This is a genomic window from Bifidobacterium sp. JNUCC 75, from assembly GCF_054819865.1.
Genome location: NZ_JBTHIF010000001.1, coordinates 1,516,203 through 1,541,010 on the forward strand (window position 1 = coordinate 1,516,203; position 24,808 = coordinate 1,541,010).

Annotated in this window: 19 protein-coding genes and 2 tRNA genes; 16 read left to right on the forward strand and 5 right to left on the reverse strand. The window is 59.7% G+C overall.

Going from position 1 to position 24,808, the window contains the following annotated elements; translation table 11 throughout:
- Positions 1-25 precede the first annotated feature (25 nt).
- Together ACVWNW_RS06110 and ACVWNW_RS06115 are read left to right on the forward strand one after the other, a co-directional pair.
- Positions 26-682 carry a histidine phosphatase family protein gene (locus tag ACVWNW_RS06110; protein ID WP_454481700.1) on the forward strand — a complete coding sequence of 219 codons (657 nt, stop codon included), beginning with the start codon at positions 26-28 and terminating at the stop codon, positions 680-682.
- A gap of 75 nt (positions 683-757) precedes the next feature.
- Positions 758-1,624 (forward strand): hypothetical protein, encoded by an 867-nt coding sequence (locus ACVWNW_RS06115; protein ID WP_461196342.1) that lies wholly within the window; start codon positions 758-760, stop codon positions 1,622-1,624.
- Positions 1,625-1,675: 51 nt separating this feature from the next.
- On the opposite strand, the gene ACVWNW_RS06120 is transcribed toward ACVWNW_RS06115, so the two are convergent.
- The 3 genes from ACVWNW_RS06120 to ACVWNW_RS06130 all read right to left on the reverse strand — a co-directional run bounded on the left by ACVWNW_RS06120 (position 1,676) and on the right by ACVWNW_RS06130 (position 4,694).
- Positions 1,676-2,713, reverse strand: coding sequence for a DUF805 domain-containing protein (locus ACVWNW_RS06120; RefSeq protein WP_454481704.1), 1,038 nt, complete (start codon positions 2,711-2,713; stop codon positions 1,676-1,678).
- A gap of 179 nt (positions 2,714-2,892) precedes the next feature.
- Entirely contained in the window at positions 2,893-3,681 is a 789-nt protein-coding gene (locus ACVWNW_RS06125) for an ABC transporter permease (protein WP_198191525.1), read from the reverse strand.
- Positions 3,678-4,694 (reverse strand): ABC transporter substrate-binding protein, encoded by a 1,017-nt coding sequence (locus tag ACVWNW_RS06130; RefSeq protein WP_454481706.1) that lies wholly within the window; start codon positions 4,692-4,694, stop codon positions 3,678-3,680. The genes ACVWNW_RS06125 and ACVWNW_RS06130 overlap by 4 nt, the downstream gene beginning before the upstream one ends.
- Before the next feature lie 401 nt (positions 4,695-5,095).
- Here ACVWNW_RS06130 and ACVWNW_RS06135 point away from each other — a divergent pair, with 401 nt between their 5' ends.
- The 13 genes from ACVWNW_RS06135 to ACVWNW_RS06195 all read left to right on the forward strand — a co-directional run bounded on the left by ACVWNW_RS06135 (position 5,096) and on the right by ACVWNW_RS06195 (position 21,008).
- On the forward strand, positions 5,096-6,100 hold the full coding sequence (locus ACVWNW_RS06135) for a LacI family DNA-binding transcriptional regulator (RefSeq protein WP_454481708.1): 1,005 nt from the start codon (positions 5,096-5,098) through the stop codon (positions 6,098-6,100).
- A gap of 99 nt (positions 6,101-6,199) precedes the next feature.
- Complete coding sequence (locus ACVWNW_RS06140) at positions 6,200-7,066, forward strand: MBL fold metallo-hydrolase (protein ID WP_454481710.1); 867 nt, start codon at positions 6,200-6,202, stop codon at positions 7,064-7,066.
- A 424-nt stretch (positions 7,067-7,490) separates the two neighbouring features.
- Entirely contained in the window at positions 7,491-9,887 is a 2,397-nt protein-coding gene (nrdD, locus tag ACVWNW_RS06145) for an anaerobic ribonucleoside-triphosphate reductase (RefSeq protein WP_046323629.1), read from the forward strand.
- A 69-nt stretch (positions 9,888-9,956) separates the two neighbouring features.
- Positions 9,957-10,679 (forward strand): anaerobic ribonucleoside-triphosphate reductase activating protein, encoded by a 723-nt coding sequence (gene nrdG, locus ACVWNW_RS06150; protein WP_082097687.1) that lies wholly within the window; start codon positions 9,957-9,959, stop codon positions 10,677-10,679.
- Positions 10,680-10,735: 56 nt separating this feature from the next.
- On the forward strand, positions 10,736-12,262 hold the full coding sequence (gene gltX / locus ACVWNW_RS06155) for a glutamate--tRNA ligase (protein WP_454481713.1): 1,527 nt from the start codon (positions 10,736-10,738) through the stop codon (positions 12,260-12,262).
- A gap of 68 nt (positions 12,263-12,330) precedes the next feature.
- Positions 12,331-12,403, forward strand: a tRNA-Glu gene (locus ACVWNW_RS06160).
- Positions 12,404-12,444: 41 nt separating this feature from the next.
- Positions 12,445-12,516: transfer RNA gene (locus tag ACVWNW_RS06165), tRNA-Gln, on the forward strand.
- Positions 12,517-12,832: 316 nt separating this feature from the next.
- Positions 12,833-14,008, forward strand: a complete 1,176-nt coding sequence (locus ACVWNW_RS06170; RefSeq protein ID WP_110424829.1) for an NAD(P)/FAD-dependent oxidoreductase — start codon at positions 12,833-12,835, stop codon at positions 14,006-14,008.
- Between the two features lie 54 nt (positions 14,009-14,062).
- Positions 14,063-14,293 carry a hypothetical protein gene (locus tag ACVWNW_RS06175; protein WP_461196343.1) on the forward strand — a complete coding sequence of 77 codons (231 nt, stop codon included), beginning with the start codon at positions 14,063-14,065 and terminating at the stop codon, positions 14,291-14,293.
- Positions 14,290-15,342 (forward strand): cytochrome d ubiquinol oxidase subunit II, encoded by a 1,053-nt coding sequence (gene cydB / locus ACVWNW_RS06180; RefSeq protein WP_110424831.1) that lies wholly within the window; start codon positions 14,290-14,292, stop codon positions 15,340-15,342. Before ACVWNW_RS06175 ends, cydB begins: the two co-directional genes overlap by 4 nt.
- Positions 15,343-15,403: 61 nt before the next feature.
- A complete protein-coding gene (locus tag ACVWNW_RS06185) occupies positions 15,404-17,374 on the forward strand; it encodes an ABC transporter ATP-binding protein/permease (RefSeq protein ID WP_454481716.1) in 1,971 nt (656 codons plus the stop codon).
- Between the two features lie 19 nt (positions 17,375-17,393).
- A complete protein-coding gene (gene cydC / locus ACVWNW_RS06190; RefSeq protein WP_454481718.1) occupies positions 17,394-19,253 on the forward strand; it encodes a thiol reductant ABC exporter subunit CydC in 1,860 nt (619 codons plus the stop codon).
- 261 nt (positions 19,254-19,514) lie between these two features.
- Positions 19,515-21,008 carry a cytochrome ubiquinol oxidase subunit I gene (locus ACVWNW_RS06195; RefSeq protein WP_046322412.1) on the forward strand — a complete coding sequence of 498 codons (1,494 nt, stop codon included), beginning with the start codon at positions 19,515-19,517 and terminating at the stop codon, positions 21,006-21,008.
- 218 nt (positions 21,009-21,226) lie between these two features.
- Here ACVWNW_RS06195 and ACVWNW_RS06200 read toward each other — a convergent pair whose 3' ends face one another.
- Positions 21,227-22,186 carry a polyprenyl synthetase family protein gene (locus ACVWNW_RS06200; protein ID WP_454481721.1) on the reverse strand — a complete coding sequence of 320 codons (960 nt, stop codon included), beginning with the start codon at positions 22,184-22,186 and terminating at the stop codon, positions 21,227-21,229.
- Between the two features lie 239 nt (positions 22,187-22,425).
- Between ACVWNW_RS06200 and ACVWNW_RS06205 the strand changes: the two genes are divergently transcribed.
- Positions 22,426-23,880, forward strand: a complete 1,455-nt coding sequence (locus ACVWNW_RS06205) for a metallophosphoesterase family protein (protein ID WP_454481723.1) — start codon at positions 22,426-22,428, stop codon at positions 23,878-23,880.
- Positions 23,881-23,897: 17 nt separating this feature from the next.
- Here ACVWNW_RS06205 and ACVWNW_RS06210 read toward each other — a convergent pair whose 3' ends face one another.
- Positions 23,898-24,686 carry an IclR family transcriptional regulator gene (locus ACVWNW_RS06210; RefSeq protein ID WP_046322418.1) on the reverse strand — a complete coding sequence of 263 codons (789 nt, stop codon included), beginning with the start codon at positions 24,684-24,686 and terminating at the stop codon, positions 23,898-23,900.
- Positions 24,687-24,808: the final 122 nt, after the last annotated feature.

Consider the following 24,808-nt stretch of genomic DNA (forward strand, 5'->3'; position numbering starts at 1 on the left):
CGTCGGGGAGCTTGGGAGGTGGGTCGTGCCTGCGACGACCATTCATTTCGTCCGTCATGGCCAGGTTGATAATCCCGATCATATTCTTTATGAGCGATTGCCGGGATTCCATCTGTCTGACAGGGGCAGGGCCATGGTCGAGGCGACGGCCCGTTTCATGGCAGAAGCTCCCGGTCTGCGCGATCTGGAGGCCGTCTATTCTTCTCCGCTAGACAGGACCAGGGAGACCACGGCCATCCTGCTTGAGCAGATCAACCCTGCTCGTGTCCAACACGGCTTGAAACCGTTGGAGCCCATTTATGACCGTCGCCTGATCGAGGCTGGCAACGAATTCCGCGGCAAGCGCATCGGTCACGGGCAGGGGGCTCTCTGGCGACCCTCCAACCTGCGGCTGATCCTGGATCTTCGCCGTCCCAGCTGGGGGGAGTCCTATCGGCAGATCGCCCGGCGAGTGGGGGATTTCGTCCGGCAGGTGGTTCGCAGCCATCCTGACGCACAGGTTCTGGCTGTCTCGCATGAGTCGCCCATCTGGTCGTATCGTCATCTCTTGGAGACCGGCCATCCCGAGCACAATATGCTCCTCAGAGCCACCGCCCTGGCTTCGGTGACCTCCATCACCCTGGACTGTGAAACCGGCAAAGTTCTGGGAATCGCCTATGCGGACCCGGCGGCAGGCGTGTAAAGACCGCTTGTGCGGCTTAGGATAGCTGGGGATACTGTCGTGGATGACTGTCCGAGAACCCGATGAAGGAGCGTGATGATCATGGTGGATGTACAGGCAAGCGCGGAGGCAATAGCCGGACGGCCCGCCGTGGCCCAGGCAGCTGAGCAGGGGGCCAGGCTGGTAGACCTTTGGCCCTTGACGAATGCCGAGCACCTGGCCAACGATGCCAAGTATGCGGAGGACCTGCAGGTACGTATCAGCATGGTGCTGGCGCAGCTGATGACGGGCGAGGATGTGACCATTCCCGACGCAGAATACGTCTATGAGGGCGCTGAGGACATCCCCGGCCGTCCCCAGGAGCTGGTGGATGCCCTCATGGCTGCCAACGATGCCATCGAGGCGGCTGCACAGGCGCAGGACGACCAGTCCAAGATGCTTGCGGATTTGGCTGAAACCTTGGGCAGCGGCTGGGATCAGGCCCGGCAGCAGGAGGTGGCCGCTGGCGTGGCCAAGGCCGAGCAGTCCGTGGATGACCAGAACGAATCTTCCGAATCCTCTCAGGGCAAGGAGGGGGTGGTCCGGGCCCTGGCTATGAGCCTGGAGATCTGCCGTGATCTGCTTCAGCGTGCAGGCGCTGACCCTGACCATGCTGCGACGGCTGCGCCAATTCTGGTCTATGTCAATGAGCTCAACGAGCGACTGGGCATTCCCCGGGCTTTCCTGTCTGACGAGGATGTCGTCCGTGCCCTGGGATTACTGGATGATTCTGAGGCTTTCGCCGACCTGCTGGCCCCTTTGGTGGGCGCTGAGTGGGACCACCATCGTCAGGAGGTGCTCTGGGACCCCGAGGAGGCCAAGCGCAAGGCCAAGGAGGACGACGAGCGCAAGAGCCGCGAGGCCCTGCAGGCCAAGTTTGCCCATGTGCCTGAGGACCCCAACAAGCCTCCTGTGGAGCTTTAAGACCTTCTGTCCTTCGCCTCGGCATCGGTCAAGACGAAGGGCAGGGTGAACTCAACGGTCGAAACGGGCTCCTCGTGGATCGCTGGGTCGGGCCAGCAGAATGATCCCGGCGACGGCTCCGGCGATCATGATCAATGCGCCCAAGCCAAGCAGGGAGAGCGAGGATCCTGGATGCCCGTCGATGATAGCCACAATGGCGAAGACCAGAGGGACGCCGCCCACCAGCTCGCTTACGAAGGGCAGGAGTATCCAGAAGCCGGACATGTTGGTGTCGTGAAGTCGCCGTATGCCCACGGCCAGATTCGGTATGAAAAGTCCAAGGGCGACCAGGAAGGATAGGATCCGTCCCACAAAGACGGATCCTGAGGTGATGATCGAAACCGCAAAGTCGATGAGGAAGATCATGAGAAAAACCCACCAGAATTCCCCACGGGAGGCCCTCCCGGAGAAGACGGAATATTTGACGAAGAAACGCTTGCAAGCGTTTACGAAGTCAATGCCGTACCAGGGTGCGTTCAGTGGCGGCTCGCCGTTGAAGCCGGCGTTCGCATAGGGGTAGGCCGGATACTGCGGGACCTGGGGTCCAGGCTGGTACCCTGCCTGATATCCCGATTGGTAGCCTGCCTGCGACCAACCTTCAGGCGATTGATAAGAGTTGTCCGATGCATAGCCAGCTGGCGGGGTCGTACCATTGGGCTGGCCATTGGCCTGGCCGGGATTCGAATTTTGACCGTAGGGCGTCTGCTGCTGTCCGTAGTACTGCTGCTCATTGGACTGTTGACCATAGGGCTGTTGCTGGTTGTAGCCTGGCTGTTGACCCTGCGGCTGTTGACCGTATGGCTGCCCTTGGTATGACTGTTCCCGTTGGTAATCGTCAGCAGGTTTTTGGGCTTCGTTGATTGGATGGTAGACGTCGCTCTGGTCAGAAGCTGCTTGTGCATAGCCGGGTTGGTCTGGTTGCGGCTGATTCGGGTAGGCTGCGGGCCCTGAACCGGTTCCATCTGTGTGATTGTTCTGGGACCAGCCGTTGGCGGAGCCCAGGTCATTGGGGGTCTGTTTCCCGTCGTTCGTATCATCTGGATGGCTCATGGATATCGTCCCTCTCATCTTCTATTGATAATCCTGAATCTGACTTTTGCGTACATCTCTATTATGGCAGGCCAGTTCTTTTGCTTGCCAGTCGTGGCCAGTGCAGAGGATGGGGGACTCGTCACACTTGCTTGGGCCAATCCGTCAGATTCGGTAGGTGATTGCTGTGGCAGCGCCCTTTACTCGTCGTCCGGATTGACCATGTGATCATCGCCGGCATCGCCGAGCAGTAGCCGCTCGGTCAGGGTGATCAGGCCCAGCAGGAGGGCGGTCAGCAGGATGATGACCAGGGTGGCTGAGAAGATCAGCGGGGTTCTAAAGGAGTTGAAGGCTGACTGCAGCCATATGCCCAGGCCGTTCCTGGCGCCCAGATACTCCGAGGTGGCCGCGGTGGCGAATACATAGGCGGCGCTGATGCGCAGACCGCCGAAGATCTGCCCCGCAGCCACTCTCAGCTTGACGTGCCAGAGGGTCCAAGTCCGGGTTGCCCCGCAATTCAGCGCTACATCCTGGTAGAAGCGCGGCACGGACTTGAGCCCCCGGTAGGTCTGGACCACGATGGGGAAGATGGCGAAGACGGCCACGATGACCACCTTGCCCAGAGGCTCGAACCCGAACCAGATCACGAACAAGGGTGCGATGGTGATCAGCGGAATCATCTGGGCGCCGGCGATCAGGGGGTAGAGGGCATCATGCAGGGTGCGCCAGCTGTAGAGGGCTAGGCCGATCACTATTCCCAGGACCGAGGCCAGGAGGAAGCCCAGAAGGCCCTCAAGAGCGGTGATGGTGGTGGCGGGCAGCAGGTCCTCCCGAGACTGCACTGTGGCAGCCAGGATTCGGCTGGGCGCCGGCAGAACCTGTTCGCTGACTCCGCCCAAGCGGGCAGCCAGTTCCCAGATGATGAGGAGTGCCAGCAGGGTGATGGTCGGAGGCAGCGCCCGGGTTCTGCTCTGCTTCCGCGACCTCATTTACCGGCTGCTTCCCGAACGTACCGATCGGTCCACAGATCCGTGGCCTGAGGGGCCTTGTTGTGGTCGCCCTTCTTGGCATCCCGGTAGGTGCCCGCCTTGAATTGGAAGTCCAGATAGTCCTGGGCATCCTTGACATTGATCAGTCCGGTGATGCTCTTTTGATCCGGACTGTCAACCCAGTAGCCCTCCTTGACGATGCTCTCCATGGAGCGCTTGGCCAGGGTCGGGTCGATGGCCGATCCCTTGGTCTCCTTGACCAGGATGTCCGCCGCCTGGTCGGGATGGCTCAGGGCGTAGTTGTACCCTTTCAGACAGGCCTTGACGAATGCTGTCAGGGCGCGACGGTGGCCGGCCTGCTGCAACCAGGAATTCTTGACCACGAAGCCCAGCTGATCGGGGTTGCCCGGCACTCCCCAGTCGGCCTGGGTGAAGCAGTGCAGGGCTGGGCCCTTGAGCTCGCTCTCCACACCCTCCCAGTTGGCGTAGAAGCCGGCGAAGTCGCCCTTGCCGCTGGTCAGTGTGGCGAAGGTGTTGGTGCCGCTGGTCACCCGCTTGAAATCGCCCTTGCCGCCTGCATAGCGGATCATCTGCTTGACCACGGCCGTCTGTTCGGCCGATCCGAAGCTGACGAAGGTCTTGCCGTCGAAATCCTTGGGGGTCTTAATGTCGGTGCGCGAGGCCAGCGAGCACCAACGTGCCACGGAATGCTGACCTATGTTGAAGACCTGCCGCAGGTCGGATCCCTGGGAGTTGAAGGTGGCCAGGTTGCTCAGCTTGGAGAAGCCTACGTCGGCGACCCCGTTCTGGACGGAGGTCTCGGCTCCCGCCTGGGCCGTCGGCAGGATGGTCAGCTTCAGGCCGGCCTTGTCGAAGTAGCCCAGATGCCGGGCCACATAGATGCCCACATGATTGGTGTTGGGCGTCCAATCCAGCATGAAGGAGAGCTTGGAGCCATCATCGGCCTTGTCATCTGCCCCCTTGGCCCCGCAGGCCGCACTCGTAGCTGCCATGCAGATCGCCGCTGCCAGGGCGAGCGCCCGTACGATCAGTCTGTGGCCGGGAGTTCTCCTGAAGCCACTATTCTCCGACATGCTCATCACTGTCACCTTGCCTCTCCGGCACCCCTGGTGCCCATCCGCATCGGGGCCGCTACGGGAAGGTGAGGAGCCCGCGCGACGATCCGGTACGGTCTTGACCGATGGAATTCTGCGATGTGTGCCACGGCTGCTGCCACCAGCCGCGCGAACAAGACCACTCTAGTCCAACCCAGCCGGTCATGCCTCGCCGTGGTGAAAGGTTGCATCATTTGCCCCTATACTGGAAACTCACGAGAGGTCTGTGCGGGCCGACCGTTGTCGGTCTCGTCCGGAGCAAGACATCCGATTTCGGTAGGGTTCGACGGAGGGTTCCCATGTCGGTGACCATCAGTGATGTGGCCAAGCAAGCGGGCATGTCCGTATCCACGGTCTCCCAGGCGCTCAATGACAAGGGGCGCATCTCCCCACCCACCAAGGACAGGGTCCGCAGGGCGGCCATGGAGCTGGGCTACATCCCCGACAGTCGAGCCCGTTCCATGCGATCCTCGCGCTCGCATGCCGTAGGTCTGCTGGTCCCCGATATTCGCAACCCTTATTTCTCCGAGTTGGTCTACGCCGTCCAGGACCAGCTCTACTCGGCAGGCTACGCGCCCCTGATTGGCGTGTCCTCCTGCCAAACCAGCAGGGAGGAGGACTATTACCGCATCCTTCTGTCTCGGCATATGGACGGTGTTCTGGTCGTGCCTGACGGGCCGACGTCGCCTATGCTGCGCACCATGCTGGCAAGGGAATTCCCTGTGGTCTTCGTGGATCGCCCCGACCGGGCCCTGCCCGGTGTCCCTCTGGTAGATTCTGACCCGGTGCCCGGCTTGGAGGCAGCCTTGGACGCTCTGGCAGCCAGGGGATGCAGGCGAGTGGCCTTTGTCCCGGGCCCAGAGAGCCGCTCCTATACCTTCCGCGAGCGCGAGCAGGCTTTTCTGGACGGCGTAGATGCCCGTCAGGGGCTGACGGGATTGGTGGTCCGCCAAGGATTCGAGGACCGTCCCCGGGCGGCCGCGACCATGCGCCACCTGCTCGGTCAGGGAGTGGACGCCGTTATCTTCGGCTACTCGGCCGATGCCATCAAGGCCATCGCCATGGAATGGGACAGCGACCAGCGCTCGCGTGTGCCCCTAGTCTCCTTCGACGACCTGGAGGTCTTTCAACTGATCAGTCCCCAGGTGTCGGTCATCTCCCAGCAGGTGGATCGCATGGGCCGTCAGGGCGTTGACATGCTCCTGTCCATGATCGAGCCGGGGCGGCAGGCTCCGGAGGGTATGAGCGTGGATCGTCGGCTGCGTACCCAAACCCTCTTCGTACCAAGGGGTTTGCTGGCTTAGTAATCCATTGCGTCCATACGTTCTCTTCTTGTCGTTATCGTATGACGTACCTGCCCAGGCATAACTATTGACATCCATCACAAAGGAGTATGAGCAATTATGAAATTTGAACATCTAGGGACAGCCGCAGCTGAAAGAATCCCCGGCATTTTCTGCATGTGTGATCTGTGCAAGCAGGCCAGACGCATCGGAGGCAGAGAAATTCGTACTCAGTCCCAGGCTTTGGTCGACGATGCACTCCTGCTTGATTTTCCTGGTGATACCTATTGCCATTTTATTAATAATAAGAACTTTGATCTACCGGCAATCACTCAGCTCTTCATCACTCATTGGCATTCTGATCATTTTTACGGTGAGGATCTGGCTTATCGCATGGATTCGTACGCCGATGACAATCCAACCCATATGGATGTCTATGGCTCTGAAACTGTCCAAGGCTTTTACGAGCGGGCTTTCTTCCTGGAGGAGCATTACGATTATGACAAGTTAACGTATCATGCTCTTCATCCTGGTGACAGTGTCACAGTGACGGCTGGGAATGGCAGGACCTACACGGTATATGCTTTTGAGGCAAAGCATGGCCATCATTTCGGTGATTGTCTCTTCTATGGACTGACAGACGGTCAAGTCGGGCTGCTGTATGCGCATGATACGGCCTGCTTCTATGAATCGACCTGGAAGGATCTGGCCAAAGCTGGGCTAAAATACGACTACGTTTCTTTGGATTGCACCCAAGGGTTGACTGATCTCAGTTCCGACGTCCACATGAACTTTTCTGACAACCTGCGAGTCAGGGACCGCATGGTGAAGATGGGGCTGGCCGATTCGCACACTATGTTCGTGTGCAACCATTTCTCTCATCGTGGCAATGCCAGTTATGAACGTATGCAGGAAGCAGCCGTCAGGGAGGGATTTGTCTGCTCTTACGACGGAATGGTGACGAACATCCATCCCCCAGCAGTCTAAGCGTTGCGTTTTGCAGGCGGCTATGACCATTTTGGCCAGGGCCGCCTTTCTGTGTCTTCGCATATGAAAGCTGGAGTGGAGGTGACGTATGCGTTGTCGCGAGGTCTAGACAAAAGGAGTACGTGGTACCGGAGTGTCGGGTAGTTGTGTCGTCCCTGTAACTGACCTCTACTGGTCTTTCGGCCATTTGCCGCCCTTGTCCAGACCCCGCTCTTTGTGACTCAGTTCACAAAACACGGGAATAACTAGATGTAGGAAACGAATCATCCTCAGGCACTACATATGGTGGTCACGACGTGATAGAGTGAGTCCTGTCAGCAAAAATGACATCCATGTGATTCGCCGTTCCCAATACGGAATTTGGGAACGCCAAAGCAACTGCACATGAACAACCGTATGAGGAGTGACGATGGATACTGAGGTCATGACCGATAGCGTGAAGGAGCGTGGCATTTCGGATCGCGATGCTGTCGATGGCATTCTGGTCGAGAAGCGCGACGGCCGGATCGTCGATTTTGATCCCGTCAACATCATGAACGCCATCGAAGCCGCCTTCAAGGACGTCAAGCACGAGGTCAGCCCTGAGGATCGCCAGCAGATCCGGGGTATGGCCCTGACCGTCCAGTCCGAGATCACCGACCGCTACACCAACCCGGTCAAGATCGAAGACATCCAGACCCTGGTCGAGCACGCCCTGGTCAATGCCCACCTTTACGAAATCGCGCGCTCCTATACCTCTTACCGACTCGACCGTGACATTCAGCGCGCCAAGGCCACCGATGTCAACGAGGCCGTTCACCGCCTGACCAGCAAGGATGAGACTCTGGTGCGCGAGAACGCCAATAAGGATGCCAACGTCTACGCCACTCAGCGTGATCTGCTGGCCGGCGCGGTCTCCAAGGCCTCGGCCTTCGCCATGCTGCCCAAGGATGTCTCCAATGCCCATATGAAGGGCGACATCCACTTCCATGACGCGGACTACTCGCCCTTTACGGCCGAGACCAACTGCTCCCTGCCTGACTTCGGCGACATGCTGGCCCACGGTTTCGAGCTTGGCAACGCCATGATGGACTCGCCCAAGTCCATCGGCACGGCCGCTACGCAGATTACCCAGATCATCAAGGACATCGCCGGCTCCCAGTACGGCGGCCAGACCGTCAACCGCTGCGACGAGATGCTGGACAAGTACGCGCGTCTGGACTACAAGAAGAACTATTCCATGGCTGAGGCCGTCCTGCCGGACGAGGAGCCCATCGACGTGGCCAAGGATGTCGTCCGAGGCCTCAAGGCCAGGGAGGCCGATTGGCTCCACCTTGACGATCGTGCCCCTATCGGCGAGGATGCCCCCTTCGATCTGGATGCTCCGCAGATTGTTCGGCTGCGTCAGGTCTATGCCAAGATCCTGACCCGCAAGAACATTTACGATGCCATGCAGACCATGGAGTACCAGATCAACTCCAACCGTGTCTCCAACGGGCAGACCCCATTCGTCACCGTGGGCTTCGGCCTGGGCACCTCCTGGTTCGCCCGGGAGATCCAGCGGGCCATCTTCCTGATTCGTATCCGCGGACTGGGCAAGGATCGCCACACCGCCATCTTCCCCAAGCTGGTCTTCACCATCAAGCATGGTCTGAATGCAGACGAGGGCGATCCCAACTACGACATGAAGCAGCTGGCCCTGGAGTGCTCGACCAAGCGGATGTACCCTGACGTGGTCTTCTATGAGAACCTGGTCAAGATCACCGGTTCCTTCAAGGCCCCCATGGGTTGCCGCTCCTTCCTGCAGGCCTGGACCAACCCCGAGACGGGCGAGGATGAGGAAGACGGACGCATGAACCTGGGTGTCGTCACCGTCAACATTCCCCGCATCGCTCTGGAGTCCCGCGGCGATAAGGATCGCTTCTGGAAGATCTTCGACCAGCGCATGGAGGTGGCCCACCATGCCCTGCAGTTCCGCATCATGCGCTGCAAGCAGGCAACACCCATCAACGCCCCCACCCTCTACCAGTACGGCGCCTTCGGCAGGCTGAAGCCGACCGACAGCGTGGACACGCTCTTCCGCAACAGCCGCGCCACCGTTTCACTGGGTTACATCGGCCTCTATGAGGCCACCAGTGTCTTCTACGGCAAGGATTGGATGAAGGACCACAGCTGGGATCCGGAAGGCAAGGAGTTCGCCTTGAGCATCGTGCGCCGGATGAACCAGCTCTGCAAGCAGTGGGAGAAGGCTGAGGGATACCACTATTCGGTCTACTCCACTCCGGCCGAGTCACTGACTGACCGCTTTGCCCGGATGGACAAGGAGAAGTTCGGTGTAGTCGACGGCGTGACAGACCACGACTTCTACACCAACAGCTTCCACTACCCGGTCTGGCTGCGGCCCACGCCCATGGAGAAGCTCAGCTACGAGCGGGACTTCCCCTACCTGGCCTCGGGCGGGTTTATCAACTACTGCGAGTTCCCCTCCATGCAGCAGAACCCCAAGGCCCTTGAGGCGGTCTGGGACTACGCCTACGACATCGGCATCGGTTACCTGGGCACCAACACACCCATCGACCACTGCTTCGTCTGCGGCTACGAGGGCGACTTCGAGCCTACCGAGGATGGCTTCAAGTGCCCCGAATGCGGCAACGACGACCCTGACAAGTGCAACGTGACCAAGCGCACCTGCGGTTACCTGGGCAACCCCGTCCAGCGGCCCATGGTCCATGGCAGGCACGAGGAGATTGCCCACCGCGTCAAGCATATGGAGGGCGAGACTGGCCACGTGGTCCTCAAAGACGGATCCACCAAGGAGTGGTTCGACGACAAGGCCGAATAAGCTCTGAAAAGACGCAGTAGATGGCGGGCCGGGTAGTTTGCGGCCCGCCATTGTCATGAGGAGGACCAGATGACGGACGAACAGGGAGCCATGAGAAAGACAGGCAGCCACCGTGACTTCGCTGCTGATGAGCAGGGGCGCGGTCCGGGGGTTCCCTCTGCGCTGACCAACAATCCCAAGGCCGGCCAGTGGGACGGTCGCCGGCTCAGTCGGGGAATCGTGGCGGACTACAAGCGCCTGGTCATGACCGACGGCGAGGGGATCCGTTGCTCCCTCTACGTCAGCGGCTGCCCCTTCCGCTGCCAGGGATGCTACAACGCCTCCATCTGGGACTTCGGCGCCGGGCACCCCTATACCCGGCAGCTTGAGGACCGCATCATCAAGGACCTGTCCTTGTCCTATGTGCAGGGCATTACCTATCTGGGCGGGGAGCCCTTGCTCAACACGCCCATGCTACTCAGCCTTTCAGAGCGCATCCGGCGTGAGTTCGGCCACGAGAAGGATATCTGGTGCTGGACCGGCTACACCTGGGAGGAGCTGAACCGGCCGGGAGAGACCCCGGACAAGGCCCAGCTGATCTCCTACCTTGATGTGCTGGTGGACGGACGCTACTTGGAGAATCGGAAGAACAGCCTGCTGCAGTTCCGAGGCTCGGACAACCAGCGGATTATCGACGTGCCACGGTCCTTGGAGCAGGGCCGGGTCGTCATCTGGCCCAAGCTGCATGACCAGACCAGGTTCATTCCGGAGACCTACAGCAAGGACCGGCAGCAGGAGCAGCAGCGAGGCTGATACCGGCTCCTGCCCTGAATTGGTCTACGTCGCCTTGCCGGGGCACAATGGGTGTCATGACTGATGAGCATGATCACGACGCCAAACCCGACCTGCCTAAGGATCTGAGGGTTCGCTTCTGCCCCTCGCCGACCGGCACCCCGCATGTAGGCATGGTCCGAACCGCACTCTTCAACTGGGCCCAGGCCCGGCACTCGCATGGCACTTTCGTCTTCCGCATCGAAGACACCGATGCCCAGCGTGACAGCGAGGAGAGCTACCAGCAGATCCTGGAGGCCCTCAAGTGGCTGGGGCTGGACTGGGATGAGGGTGTTGAAGTCGGCGGCCCGGACGGCCCCTACCGGCAGTCCGAGCGCGGCGATATTTACCGCGATGTGGCCCGGCAACTGCTGGAAGCCGGCTACGCCTACGAGTCCTACTCCACCGCCGATGAGATCAAGGAGCGCAACCTGGCCGCTGGCCGTCCGGCCGCTTTCGGCTATGACGGCTACGACCGCGACCTGAGCGACCAACAGCGCCAGGCCTTCCGCGACGAAGGTCGGCAGCCCGCCCTGCGCATCCGCATGCCTGACGAGGACATCGCCTTCGACGACCTGATTCGCGGGCATATCGAGTTCAAGGCCGGGTCCGTGCCTGATTATGTGATCGTGCGCCCCAACGGCGATCCCCTTTACACTCTGACCAATCCGGTGGATGATGCCCTGATGCGCATCAATGTGGTTCTGCGCGGCGAGGATCTGCTCAGCTCCACCCCCCGGCAGATCGTCCTCTATCGGTACCTGATGAAGCTGGGCATAGCCCGGGCCATGCCCCTGTTCGGACACCTGCCCTACGTCATGGGCCAGGGCAAGAAGAAGCTGTCCAAGCGCGACCCCGAATCCAACCTCTTCCTGCACCGGGAGCACGGCTTCATTCCCGAAGGGCTGCTCAACTATCTGGCCCTGCTGGGCTGGTCCATCGGCCCCGACCGCGATGTCTTCTCCATGGAGGAGATGGTTGAGCACTTCGACATCCGCGACGTCAAGGCCAATCCGGCCCACTTTGACATCGACAAGGCTGTGGCCATCAATGCCGAGCACATCCGCATGCTGGAACCGCAGGACTTCCTGAACCGGTCCCTGCCCTACCTCAAGCGTGACGGACTGGTGAGTGCCGAGCACTGGCAGGACTTGAGTGATCGTGAGCAGCGAATTCTGACCGCTGCCGCCCCCCTGGTCCAGCCTCGCGTGCGACTGCTGGGGGAGGTGTCCGGCATGGTGGGCAGTCTGCTCAGCCAGGAGGAGTACCTGGAGCCCGAGCCGGATGCCCGCAAACAGCTCAAGGACTCTGCTGGTCAGGTACTCGACCTGGCTATCGCCGCCCTACAGGATGTGTCAGACCAGGACTGGAAGACCGATCACCTGCACGACCTGCTCACTCAGGCACTCGTGGATGAGGGCGGCTATAAGCCCCGTCTGGCCTTCGGCCCGGTTAGGGTGGCGGTCTCGGGAAGGCGGGTCTCGCCGCCCCTGTTCGAGTCTCTGGAAATCCTGGGCAAAAACACAACACTCCGAAGGATGACCAACTTGCGCCAAAACCTCTGAGCGGGTATATTTCTTTTTTGTTGTGCTACTGACCTGCTGAACCGGGTTCGTACGCGGCGAAAAGTGAAGCCCCCGTCGTCTAGCGGTCTAGGACTACGCCCTCTCACGGCGCCAACACCGGTCCAAATCCGGTCGGGGGTACGACATGTGGCAACCGTCCAAGCGATTGTCGCACAGCCAATTGGGGTATGGTGTAATTGGCAACACAGGTGATTCTGGTTCATCCATTCTTGGTTCGAGTCCAGGTACCCCAGCGATAGAGACATAGAGTCCCAAGGAGCGGAACACCGACACGGTGTTCCGCTCTCCATTATTTACGCATTACCATGGATTCCAGGAATGCTTCTGGTTTGCAAAGCGGCGGCCGGCGGTATCCACGAGAGTTGCTCACGGTGTGAGCAAGCAAACAAAAAGAGGAGGCTCGGCAGACTGCTATGTCAGAGTTTCCGATGATGGAATCTGATACTTTGAGCATAGAAGCTTGAGTGATGAACCCAATCATCGGCTGATCGGGCAACATCACCCGGTATATGAATCATCGTACGATTTTTTCGGTAGAGGTGTGTGATTATGACGACAATCATGGTGTTGGGAGCTGGTTATGCGGGTCTTCGCGTGGTCAAGAAGCTGGATCATGCAAAAACTGATGCCCATATAGTCCTGGTCAATCAGAACGAGTACCACTACGAGTCCACCCAGCTGCACCAGGTTGCGGCTGGAACCAAGGAGCCGGCGGATGTGGTCTTCGACCTGCGCAAGTCCCTGCCTGATTCGGTGGAGCTGATCGTCGACAAGGTGGTCGGCATCGATCAGGACAACCGCCGGGTCAGCCTGGAGCACCACGATCCCCTCTCCTATGATTACCTGGTCAACGCCCTGGGTTTCGAGTCCGAGACCTTCGGCATCAAGGGTGCCGATGAATACGGATGGCCGCTCGTTGACGTGGACACCGCTCTGGCGGCCCGCAAGAAGCTGGAACAGACGCTGGCCCGATACCAGACCAGCCATGATCCGCTGGATCTGAGCATTGTGGTCTGCGGTGCAGGTTTCACCAGCATCGAGTACCTGGGCGAGCTGGTCTACCGGTTGCCTCAGCTCTCAAAGCGTCTGGGCTTCCCCATGGATCAGGTCAAGGTAGACTGCATAGAGGCCTCGCCCAAGATCCTGCCCATGTTCAGCCAGGACCTGGTCGACTGGGCTGTGGATTTCCTGCGCAAGCGCGGAGTCAACTTCCACACCTCGACTCCCATCACCGAGGTCAGGCAGGATGCCGTGATCTCCAATGACCAGGAGTTCAAGGCCCATACGATCATTTGGACAACGGGTGTGCGTGGCAGCCACGTTATTGCCGATTCCGGGTATAATCAGAAGCGTAACCGTGTAGTGGTCAGGGATGACCTATCGGTCGAACAGCATCCAGAGGAATTCCTGGTGGGTGATGTCAGTGCCGTTCCCGACCCCCAATCGGGTCGGCTCTACCCAACCACTGCACAGATTTCGATGGCCCAGGCTGATACCGCGGCCGCGAATGTCCTTGCCAGAATGCGGGGGCAGGAGCCCCAGCGGTTCACTTTCCGAAGCCTAGGGACCGTGTGCTCTCTCGGTCCCCATGACGGGGTTGCCGAAATCGACCGAATGGGCACGCTGAAGCTCAAGGGCAAGGTGGTCTCGGTACTGAAGTGGATCGTCAACGAGCGGTCGGTCCTGGAGCTGGCCGACGTGCGTACCATGTTGGAGAGCAACTGAACCAGCGTCTCGATGGACGCAAGGGGCTAGACGACGAGGAAGAAGAGGACGAACATGATTCAGGTCATGAGAATGCGGCGCGTGTTCGTCCCTATCCAGCCTCGGATTGGATCGTTCTGGGAGACGACGTCCATCGGCTCTGTGTTCATCGACATCATTGACTACCTCCTGCTCCTCCTCGTTCCGGCGGAAACTGTGGCCGACCTTGGCCTCCGCCAGGATTGCGGAGGCCCCCGTGCCAGTGTGCGGATCGGCAGGAGCGAGAGGAGAGTGGCATTAGCATGAGTTTTCTACAAGGTTTGTGGTTCTTTGTCATTGGCCTGCTTTTTGCGGGATTCCTTCTGCTTGAAGGGTTCGACTTCGGCGTTGGCATGGCTACCAGGTTCGTGGCCCGCGACGGTGATGAGCGCGCCACATTCATGAGGGCCATTGGTCCCCACTGGGATGGCAACGAGGTCTGGCTGATCACCGCCGGCGGCGCTATGTTCGCCGCTTTCCCGCTCTGGTATGCCTCCCTCTTCTCGGGGTATTACATCCTGCTCTTCCTGGTGCTGGTCTCTCTGATTCTGCGTGGCGTTTCATTCGAGTTCGCCTCTCATGCACTGACCAGCCGTGAGCGTGGTGTCTGGCAGTGGGCCAACTTCATCGGCTCGCTCTTCGCGCCATTCTTCCTGGGGATGATGCTGACCAGCCTGATCCAGGGCATCCCCATGGATAAGAACGGCGATGCCTGGCCCGGGTTCTTCGATGTGTTCAACTGGCTGTCCGTGGTCGGCGGCATTGCTGTCGTCTTCTTCAGCTTCGTTCATGGCCTGCACTTCCTGAGCCTGAAGCTTGGTGTCATGGATTCCCGCCGGATGCTCAACGTGAGCGAGAAGGCCTACTGGATCGCCTATCCGGCCCTGGTCGTCTTCGTGCTCCTGGCCATCTTCAACACCGACTTCTACAAGGCACGCCCCCTGTCCACCTGGCTGATTACCGTAATCATCCTGGCATCCGTCATTGGAGGCCACGTCGCCGTCTTCAAGAAGCACGGCGGCTACGCCTTTACTTGCTCGGGCATCACCCTGATGGCCATCATCGCCTTTATCTTCAACGGGCTCTTCCCGCGTGTGATGATCTCTGATGATCCGGCCTACAACCTGCTGATCCAGGATGCCTCGGCTTCACCGCTGACCATGAAGATCATGACCGTGGTGCTTTGCATCTTCCTGCCCATCATGCTGGCCTACTTCATCTGGAGCTACTTCATCCAGCGCAAGCGGCTGGACACTGATGGCGCCCACCTGACCTCGCCTGTGGCCCCTTCGGCCACCGTGGCTGAGACCGTCTGAAAGTTAAAGGAGGCAGGGGGGCAGTGCTGGCAGGACCGGAGCGCATCCGGAGGATAATGCATTGATTGACAAAAATCTCTTCCGTTTCGACGGAGTCCGGTCCACCTTGGGCCTGCTGGCTGCCCTGTCCCTGGTCCAGGGAATAGGTGTGGTGGCTCAGGCCTATGGGTTGACCCTGGCTCTGGTGCGTATTTGGCACCTTCAGAACCTGAATGTTCTGGTGGTGCCAGTGCTGATTTTTCTGGCCGCCTACACCTGTCGACAGCTCTGCGACGTGGCCAAGGATCGTATCGCCACCGACCGTGCCGATGCCATCGTGGCTGAGCTGCGGCCCCATATTCAGGACAAGGTCTTTTCACTGGGACCATCAGCTCTCGCTCGGCGTGGCACGGGCTCGGCTGTCACCATGCTGGTGGACGGTCTTGATCAGGTGCGCACCTACGTGCTGACGGTCCTGCCGAAGATGATGGACCTCATCCTCATTCCCCTGATCGTCCTGGTGGTGGTCTGGACACAGGATGCAGGTTCCGGGCTCATCCTCCTGCTCATGCTGCCCCTGCTTATCTTTTTCATGGTCATCCTGGGCCTGGCAGCCAGGGATCGTTCCAGTCGGCAGTACGCTCAGTTCCGCAAGCTCAACACCAGGTTCATGGATACGGTTCTGGGCCTGCCGACCCTGAAGATGCTGGGCATTGACAAGGAGTACGAGGACGAGATCTATTCGGTCTCGGACCGCTTCCGCAAGAGGACCATGAGCGTTATCCGGGTGGCCATGACATCTACCTTTGCTCTGGACTTCTTTGCCACCTTGGCTATAGCCATCATGGCCGTCTTCCTGGGCAACAACCTGATCAACGCCAAGGTGGAACTGTTCCCAGCCCTTCTGGCCCTGATTCTGGCTCCTGAGTACTTCATGCCCATCCGCCAGTTCGGCGACGACTTCCACGCTACTCTGAACGGTAAGAACGCCTTGGACGACATCGCGGATATGCTGGACCAGCCAGAGCCCAAGCGTTTGGAGGAACTGGACTGGCCCGGGTGGAAGGAAGACAGCCACCTGCGCCTGGAAGGAATCGACTTCGCCTATCCTGGTCCCAAGCCGGTGGAGAGCAATGCCTCAGCCGGGGCGCAGATGGATGCCATGGCCAAGTCCGAAAGTCAAAAGACCAGCAAGAAGAGCCGCAAGCCCAAGGCATCCAAGGTTCACGACAGTGATGGGAGGCCGTCCTCGGTAAAGTCCGGTTCCACGGCATCGCAGGGAACCGGAGCCGAAGCTGTTGCAGATTCGCAGATCAATGGATCCGCCGGGAGTTCGGAGGAGCAGCCTCTGGCTTTGAGCGGTTTGAACTTCAACCTGCACGGTTTTTCCAAGGTGGCCATAGTCGGTCGTTCGGGAGCCGGCAAGTCTACGCTGATGAATCTGCTGGCAGGTTTTGACCAGCCCAAGGCGGGCACCATCGACCTGGATGGTCATCAGCTGGAGCACTGCAACGTGGCTGCCTGGCAGCGGCACATCAGCTACATTCCTCAGAACCCCTTCATCTTCCACGGCACTGTGGCTGACAACATCCGCTTTTACAACCAAGAGGCAGACGATGCCGAGGTGGCTCGTGCTGCCGATCGAGCCGGACTGACCGACTGGCTGAAAACATTGCCAGACGGTCTGAACACTCAAATTGGGGAGGGCAACCGCGGCATCAGCGGCGGTCAGGCCCAGCGAATCGCCCTGGCCAGGGGCATCCTGGACCCATCGCGCGAGATTCTGTTCTTTGACGAGCCCACTGCCCACCTGGACATCGAGACGGAATACGACCTGAAGCAGACTTTGTTGCCCATTATGGACGGGCATCTGGTCGTCTTGGCCACCCACCGGTTGCACTGGCTGGCCAACATGGATTGGGTGATCATGCTGGAGCATGGACGAATCGTGGCCCAGGGCGATCCGCATGAGCTGATTGGTCGGGGCGGACCCTTGGATGCGCTGATCGATGAGATGGGAGGGAACCAGATTGCCGACTACCAGCAGGACTGAAACCGCCGGAAGAGACGGCATGGGATCGTCGAAGGCCTCCCGCCGCGGCCGCGGTCTGTCGGGCTATATGCATATCTGGCACAAGGATCATTGGTTCTGGCCATACCTTCGTCAAAACAAGGGGCTGCTTGCCCTGATCTTCTTCCTGGGAACCATCACCTTCGTGTGCGCGGCTGGACTCATGTTCACCTCGGGCTTCCTGATCAGCAGGTCGGCCCGCCATCCCTTCAATATCTTCGCCGTATACGTGCCGGTGGTTCTGACCAGGGCCTTCGGCATTGGACGGCCCACATTCAAGTATCTGGAACGCATCAAGAGTCATGACTGGGTGCTGCGCGTGGTTTCCAAGCTGCGGGTTCAGCTTTACCGCACCCTCTCGCAGGACGCGGCCTTCCTGAATGAGCATGAGCGCACGGGCACGGTCCTGGGCATGCTTTCGGACGACCTGGACCATCTGGAGAACTTCTACCTGCGCACCATCTTCCCCACGGTTGTGGCCTACATGATGTGGGTGGTGGTCACCATCGCCGTAGGCGTCTTCTCCTGGCTGACCTCGCTCCTGCTTTTCCTGCTTTTCGCCCTGATCTTGATTCTGGTCCCGCTGGTCTCGCTGGCTTATTCAGACGGGCGTTACGACATGGAGAAGGCGCGGCGGCAGGACCAGTACACTGCAGTGACCGAGAGCTACATGGGCTTGGGGGATTGGGTGATCACCCACCGTCGGCGGCGCTTCGTGGATACAGCGTCCGGCGACTTCAACGACATCGCCGCCGGCCGCAGAGAGCAGAAGCGGTTCGAACGTTGGCGCAACTGCGGCATCCAGATGATTTTCGCCCTCATGGTGGTGGCTTTGATTGTTGGAGCGGATCTGCGTATGACCAGCTCTACCTCCATTGCAGACTTCGCGGCAGCCGTGGTCCTGGCGGTTTTCCCCCTGGTCGACTGCTTCATCGTGGTCTCCCAGGCTGTGGCTGAGGTTCCTCTCTACACAGACTCGCTGGACCATCTGAACGATCTGACCGAGCGTGTAGAGTCTCGGCGAATTGAGCCGAGTGCCCAGACCAAGCTGGAGGGGCCGATCAAGTCAATCGTCTTCGACCATGTCAGCTTCTCCTACGGCCCTGATGACCCCCTGTTGCTGGACGACTTCAGCCTGCGAATCGAGGGTGGGCAGCGGGTGGCCCTGCTCGGTCCCAGCGGCGAAGGCAAGACGACGGTTCTTCAGCTGCTCCTGGGCGACTTGCGCCCAACCAGCGGCCGCATTTTGATCAATGGAATACCGGTCGATGCCTTGCAGGATCAGCGTCCTGAGCTTTTCGGCTACCTGAACCAACAGGCATTCCTCTTCAACACCACCATTGCCTCCAATGTGCGTCTGGGTGCCCCTCAGGCCGATGACGATCAGGTTCGCCAAGCCTTGAAGGCTGTACAGCTGGATCAGGTCGTGGCTGACATGCCCCAAGGAATAGATACGCCGGTTGATGAGGCCGGCGGCCGACTCTCAGGCGGGCAGCGCCAGCGTCTGGCCCTGGCCAGGATCGTGCTCAAGCGCACCCCGATCATCCTTCTGGACGAGCCCACCATCGGTCTGGATCCCATAACCGAGCGGCGGCTCATGGCCATGATCTTCAAGGTCAGCCAGAATCGCACACTTCTTTGGGTGACTCACCACCTTCAGGGGCTGGAGGAGGCCGACCAGGTCATCTTTATGCAGGACGGGCACATCGCCATGCAGGGGCGCCCGGTCGATCTGTACCGTGAAAACGCCCGTTTTCGTGAACTTTATCGCATGGACGTCTCGGACGTGGACAAGGGTGCCGGTCAAGGGATATACTCAGAGAAGCAGTCAGATTCAGATGGACGGAACCCTGTTGAATGACCATCAGGCTGTTTCCCGAGCAATGACTTTTGCACGGTTGTCGGGTCGCCGATCCTGGCGGATGGCATCCCGGCCGGTCACCGTGCGCCGTCGGTTCATGGACTGGACGGCATGGAAACCTGAGCCCGTGGAAGCGACCAGGTCGCGAAGTCGGGGAGAGCTGAAAGGTTCTCGTGGGCATGAGCCTGGTCATATCTGAATTTGTCCGGATTCGACCCGTGTACCCGCGCCCGACGAACCCTGCAGAGATTGGGAGGAACGATGTTCACTGTATTGGGATTGTCAAGATTCCAGTTCGCCATGACGACGATATTCCACTTCTTCTATGTCCCTATGACCATCGGTCTGGCCCTGGCGGTCGCCATCATGGAGACTATCTATGTGGTGACCAAGAAGGATGTCTACAAGAAGATGACCATGTTCTGGTCCAAGATCTTCCTGCTCTCCTTTGCGGTCGGTGTGGTCACCGGTATCATCCAGGAGTTCCAGTTCGGCATGAACTGGTCCAATTACTCCAGGTTCATGGGTGACATCTTCGGAGCCCCCCTGGCAATCGAGGCCTTGGTTGCATTCTTCCTGGAATCAACTTTCATCGGCGTGTGGATGTTCACCTGGAACCGTTTCAAGCCGGCCGTGCATGCGGTCTTCATCTGGCTGACCTTCCTGGGTTCCTCCATGTCTGCCATCTGGATTCTGGCTGCCAATAGCTTCATGCAGCATCCGGTTGGATTTGAGATCAACCAGGCCACCGGCCATGTTCGGTTGCGCAATTTTGGTGACGTCGTATCCAATCCCCAGCTGTGGATTGAGTTCCCCCACGTCTTCTTCGCCGCTGTCTGCACAGGGGCCTTCGTGGTCATGGGCTGCAGCGCTTTCAGCCTGCTGAGGATGCACATGGGGAACAAGGACCAGGCCGTGGCCGCTGTCGAAGCTGACTCCGAGAAGCAGGCCAAGGTCAACCTGTTCACCAAGTCCATTCGTCTGGCCGCTCTGATCGGGCTTATTGGCTCAATCTGCGTGATCACCTACGGCGATCTGCAGGGCAAGTTCATCGTGACCGATCAGCCTATGAAACTGGCCGCCACCGAGGCCATCTACGAGGACACGGGTGATCCCGCCCCTTGGAATGCCGTGGCTCTGATCAATGAGAAGGACCATAAGATCGAGGGATCCGTCGAGATTCCCGGAGCCATGTCACAGCTGGCTTACGGCAAGAAGACGGGCGCCGTCAAGGGCATGAACACCGTCAACAAAGAGCTGCACGAGAAGTACGACGCCAAGTTTGGCAAGGACATGAACTACTATGTGCCTGTCACCACCCTATTCTGGGTCTTCCGCCTGATGGTCGGAATCGGGTTTGCCTTTGCCTTGATATCAGCATTGGTGCTCTGGTTCACACGTAAGAAGAAGAACACCCTGTTCACCTCGCGTTGGAAGCTCTGGATTATGGGCATCTTCACCTTCGCCCCCTTCGCTGCGACGACCAGTGGCTGGCTGGTGACTGAGCTTGGACGTTATCCATGGCTGGTTTACGGTTATCAGACCATTGCCGATGGGGTTTCGCCCACCAGCACGGTGCCGAACCTGCTCTTCACTTGCATTGTCTACTTCCTGCTCTTCCTGGTTCTGGGCGGAGTCATGGTCTTCTACACCAGGAGGACCCTGCATCAGGGACCCTTCTACAAGCCGGATGACGGCAATGGGCCACAGCCTGCCAAGGTGCATGGCGCACCGGCCCGGGTAGCCCTGGCCTGATGCTCGACTGAACTTAAACACTTCCTTCCCCTTCGGTAAATCCCCCGCTTCGGACTGCATGGTTCGGAACGGGGGATTTGCTGTCCTAAGGGTTTTCCATCAGCGGCGGACAGTGGTGAAATTCGGAAAAGAGAGCAATGCCGAGCATGAAGCGACGGATGTAATGCAGGTTCGGCATATGCCTGATACAGGGACTGGCCTCACTCGTTCAGGTTCGGTCAGACTTGGGCGGTCAGTTTAACTGTGATTCGCTGCAACAGGTCGCGCACGCCTTTGTCGATGTGGGAATCCTCCAGGCTGTCTGAAGCCCGTTTTAAATAGTCCTTGGCGGTTTGCCGGCTGCTCTCCATCAGCTGTGGGTGGGCTCTGAGATAGTCGACCACACGGTCGGGATCGTCCTGCTGGACCAAGGCTCTGAAGTTTTCGTCCTCCTGGAACCCCAGCAGAACCGGCAGAGTGTAAATCCCGTCGCGAATATCCTCCAGCTTGGGCTTGCCGGTGTCGCGATCCAGATCGAAGTCGTTGATGTCATCGATGATCTGGAAGGCCATGCCTAGATTGCCGCCGAAGTCTCTGGCGGTCTGCTCCAAAGCGGGGTCAGTCGGCTGGTCATCAAGGCGAATCCCAGTCAGGCAGGCAAGGCGGAAGAGGGCTGCGGTCTTGCCGGAGATGGCTCGGTCGTAGTCGTTAATGGTTGTATGTGTGTGGTGGCGGTCTGACTCTTGGTAGAGTTCGCCGCCTACGATCTCGCAGACCGTGCCGGCCTGCTCGCGGATAAAGGCTGTGTCAGGGGCGATGGAGGCCATGATCTCCATATAGCGTGAAAGGATCAGATCTCCTAGATAGATTGCGGCCTTGTTGCCCCGGATGGTGTGGATCGTGGGCTTGTTGCGGCGGATGGGGGCATTGTCCAGAACGTCATCGTGGACCAAGGTAGCCAGATGAAGCATCTCGATGGCGGCAGCGCCGGTGATGACGATGTCGTCCAGACGCCCTCCGGTTCGTGCTCCGGCACGGGCAAAGAGGATCACCATGGCAGCACGGATCATCTTGCCATGGTTGTCCAGCAGTCGACGGTAATCCTCTTGATAGGGAGCCACATGGGTACGCTCCTGGTGCAGACGGTCGACAACCCGTTCAAGATCCTTGCGCAACAGGAGCTCTTGTCCTTCTGCCATGGAGGTACGCTCCCTCTATCTCGTTAAGAACCGCAACGTATCCAATATAGCAAGACCGGGGCCACGTCTGAAGATTGTCGGCCTGGTCCTGGCTGTCGCCGTAATCACTGTGGTCAAGCTAACATTAGGCCATCGCCGTGCTGTGAGGACGCTGCAGCTGAATACCATTCGTAATCCCATTCGTAATGGGGTTGCGCAGAACGACCTAGGAGCGAAACCGGGTGAAGTAGGCTAGATGTATGAGTCAGCATTACCACCCGGATCAGGTCTCCCCACAAGGCGGCGAGGGAGAGCATGATCGACCGCTGTCCATTTCGGCCAGGCTGGGGCGACTTCAGTTCCATTACTCGGGCAAGTTCAGACTTCTGCAGCTGGCCGACGTCCAGGAGGGCCCCAAGGTCTCTCCGGACACAATCAGGCTCATAGCCGCGGCTTGTGATGCGGCAAAGCCTGATCTAGTGGTTTTCTCGGGTAACCAAGTGGCCGGTTATGACACGGCCTATGAGCGCACCTTCCGCAAGAGGCGTTGGAGCACCCCCCTGGACGGCGTCTACTCTGCTGGTCTGAGCATGGGTGGCGCCCTGGGGCTTGGGGGAGCCTCCCTGAAGCGCTCATCCAAGCCCCAGGAGAACCAAGCTGCTACGGACCGTCGGGAACCAGACCGTAGGGATGCCGAGCGTGTACGTCGGCAGAACATCAAGCACACCGAGGATCTGGTCCGTAGAACCGTTGGCCTGATCACCGGCCCACTGGTTGAACGCGGGATTCCCTTCGTCGTCACCTATGGCAACCACGACTTCCAGTGCGGCCTGGACACCGATCAGATGGATGCCATCTATCGGGAGGTGCCCGGCTGCCTGAACCCGGAGGCTACCGTCGCTCATCCTGATCGGGTTCATGCGCTGATCGGATCGGCCCTGCCCTCCCAGACCGCATTCGTCTGTGCTCCGGGCACCTTCGCCCTGCCTGTGGCGGATTGTGACGGTCACGGGGTGGTCATGGGCCTGGTTCTGGTGGACTCTGGTGATTATGCCCGCGCAGGCGGCTATGGCCCGCCGTCGGCCCAGGCCCTGGATTTCCTGGCAGCCGCTCCCGATCTTCTGGGCAACCGATCCATAGTCTTCCAGCACATGCCCATCCCCCAGTTCTATGATCTGCTCAAGCCGGTGCCGGCCACCACGGCCTATGCGGTCCAGGGCTACCGAAGCTTCGACTCCCGCTGCTACATCCTGGACGAGTCGCGCACCTGCCCGGGCTCCTACCTGGGCGAAGGCGTCTCCTGTCCGGACGAGGACAGCGGCGAGTATGACCTGCTGACCCGGAGCCGGGGCTATTTTGCTCTCTTCGCCGGGCATGACCACCGCAATGGTTTCGTCGGACGCAGTGGAGATCTGACTCTGGGAGCCACGCCCACATGCGGATTCGGTTCCTACGGTCCGGTGCCCAGCAAGCGGGCGGCCCGGCTCTTCGAGTTCGACATCCGCCATCCCCATCATCCTCGCACCCAGCTCCTGGAGTTTGGGCAATTGGTGGGGCGGCCCGGATCCCACAAGGTCTACACCTTCGCCATGAGCCATGTGCCCACCTCTACCGGGGACGCGGTCAACCTCTTGCGTCGGCCTGGGTTTTTGGCGGGCGGCCTGACGGCTCTGGCAGGGCTGATAGCCTCCTGGGGATCCTCCCGGCGGCGATAAAAGGACCAGGATGCTGCTCAGACCCTACGACGGGCAGGGGATGAGGCTCGCAGCAGGGCTTCGGTCAGATATTTGCCGGCGGCCATGACCAGTGGGGCGTAGCGCCTTCCTGGTGTGGTGGACATGCGGTTGACCGGTCCGGAGATGGATATGGCGGCCATGACCTGCCCGGATCCGTTGCGGATGGGGGCCGAGATGGAACAGACGCCCTCCTCGCGCTCGTTGATGGACTCGGCCCAGCCGCGCTTGCGAACTGTGGCCAGAGTCGCTGCGTTGAACTTGGCGTGTCGTAGACCCTGATGGAGGCGCTCAGGTTCCTCCCAGGCCAGCAGAATCTGTGCAGCCGACCCGGCCTCCATGGACAGCAGGGCGCCGACAGGGATGGAGTCGCGCAAGCCGGAGGCGCGTTCCACTGCGGCGATGCAGACCCGGACCTCGCCCTGGCGGCGGAAAATCTGAGCCGACTCGCCCGAACGGTTGAGCAGTGTATGCAAAATGGGCCCCGACGCGGTCAGCAGTCGATCCTCGCCGGCGGCAGCAGCCAGTTCGGCGAAACGGGAGCCCAGGACGAAGCGACCATGCGCGTCCCGCAGAACGAAGCGGTGGCGCTCCAAGGCGATGGCCAGTCGGTGGGCCGTGGGTCGAGCCAACCCGGTGGCGTTGACCAGCTGGCCCAGGGTCATGGGTCCGGTCTCCAAGGTGTCCAGAATTCGCACCGTCTTGTCCAGAACGCCGACGCCCGAATGAATCTCCTCCTGATGCATGTTCTGATCGTTTACGGAGGGGTATCTGTCGTCGTCGTTCATAGAAGGTGTGTCCATGGTTGAATTATGCCATCTCAGTATATGAAATGCAAAAGTTCATAACGGTTGGGCAGTTCCATACTCGGTGGTAAGAGGCCGGCGGGGTGCCGATGAGGTTGGCGCCC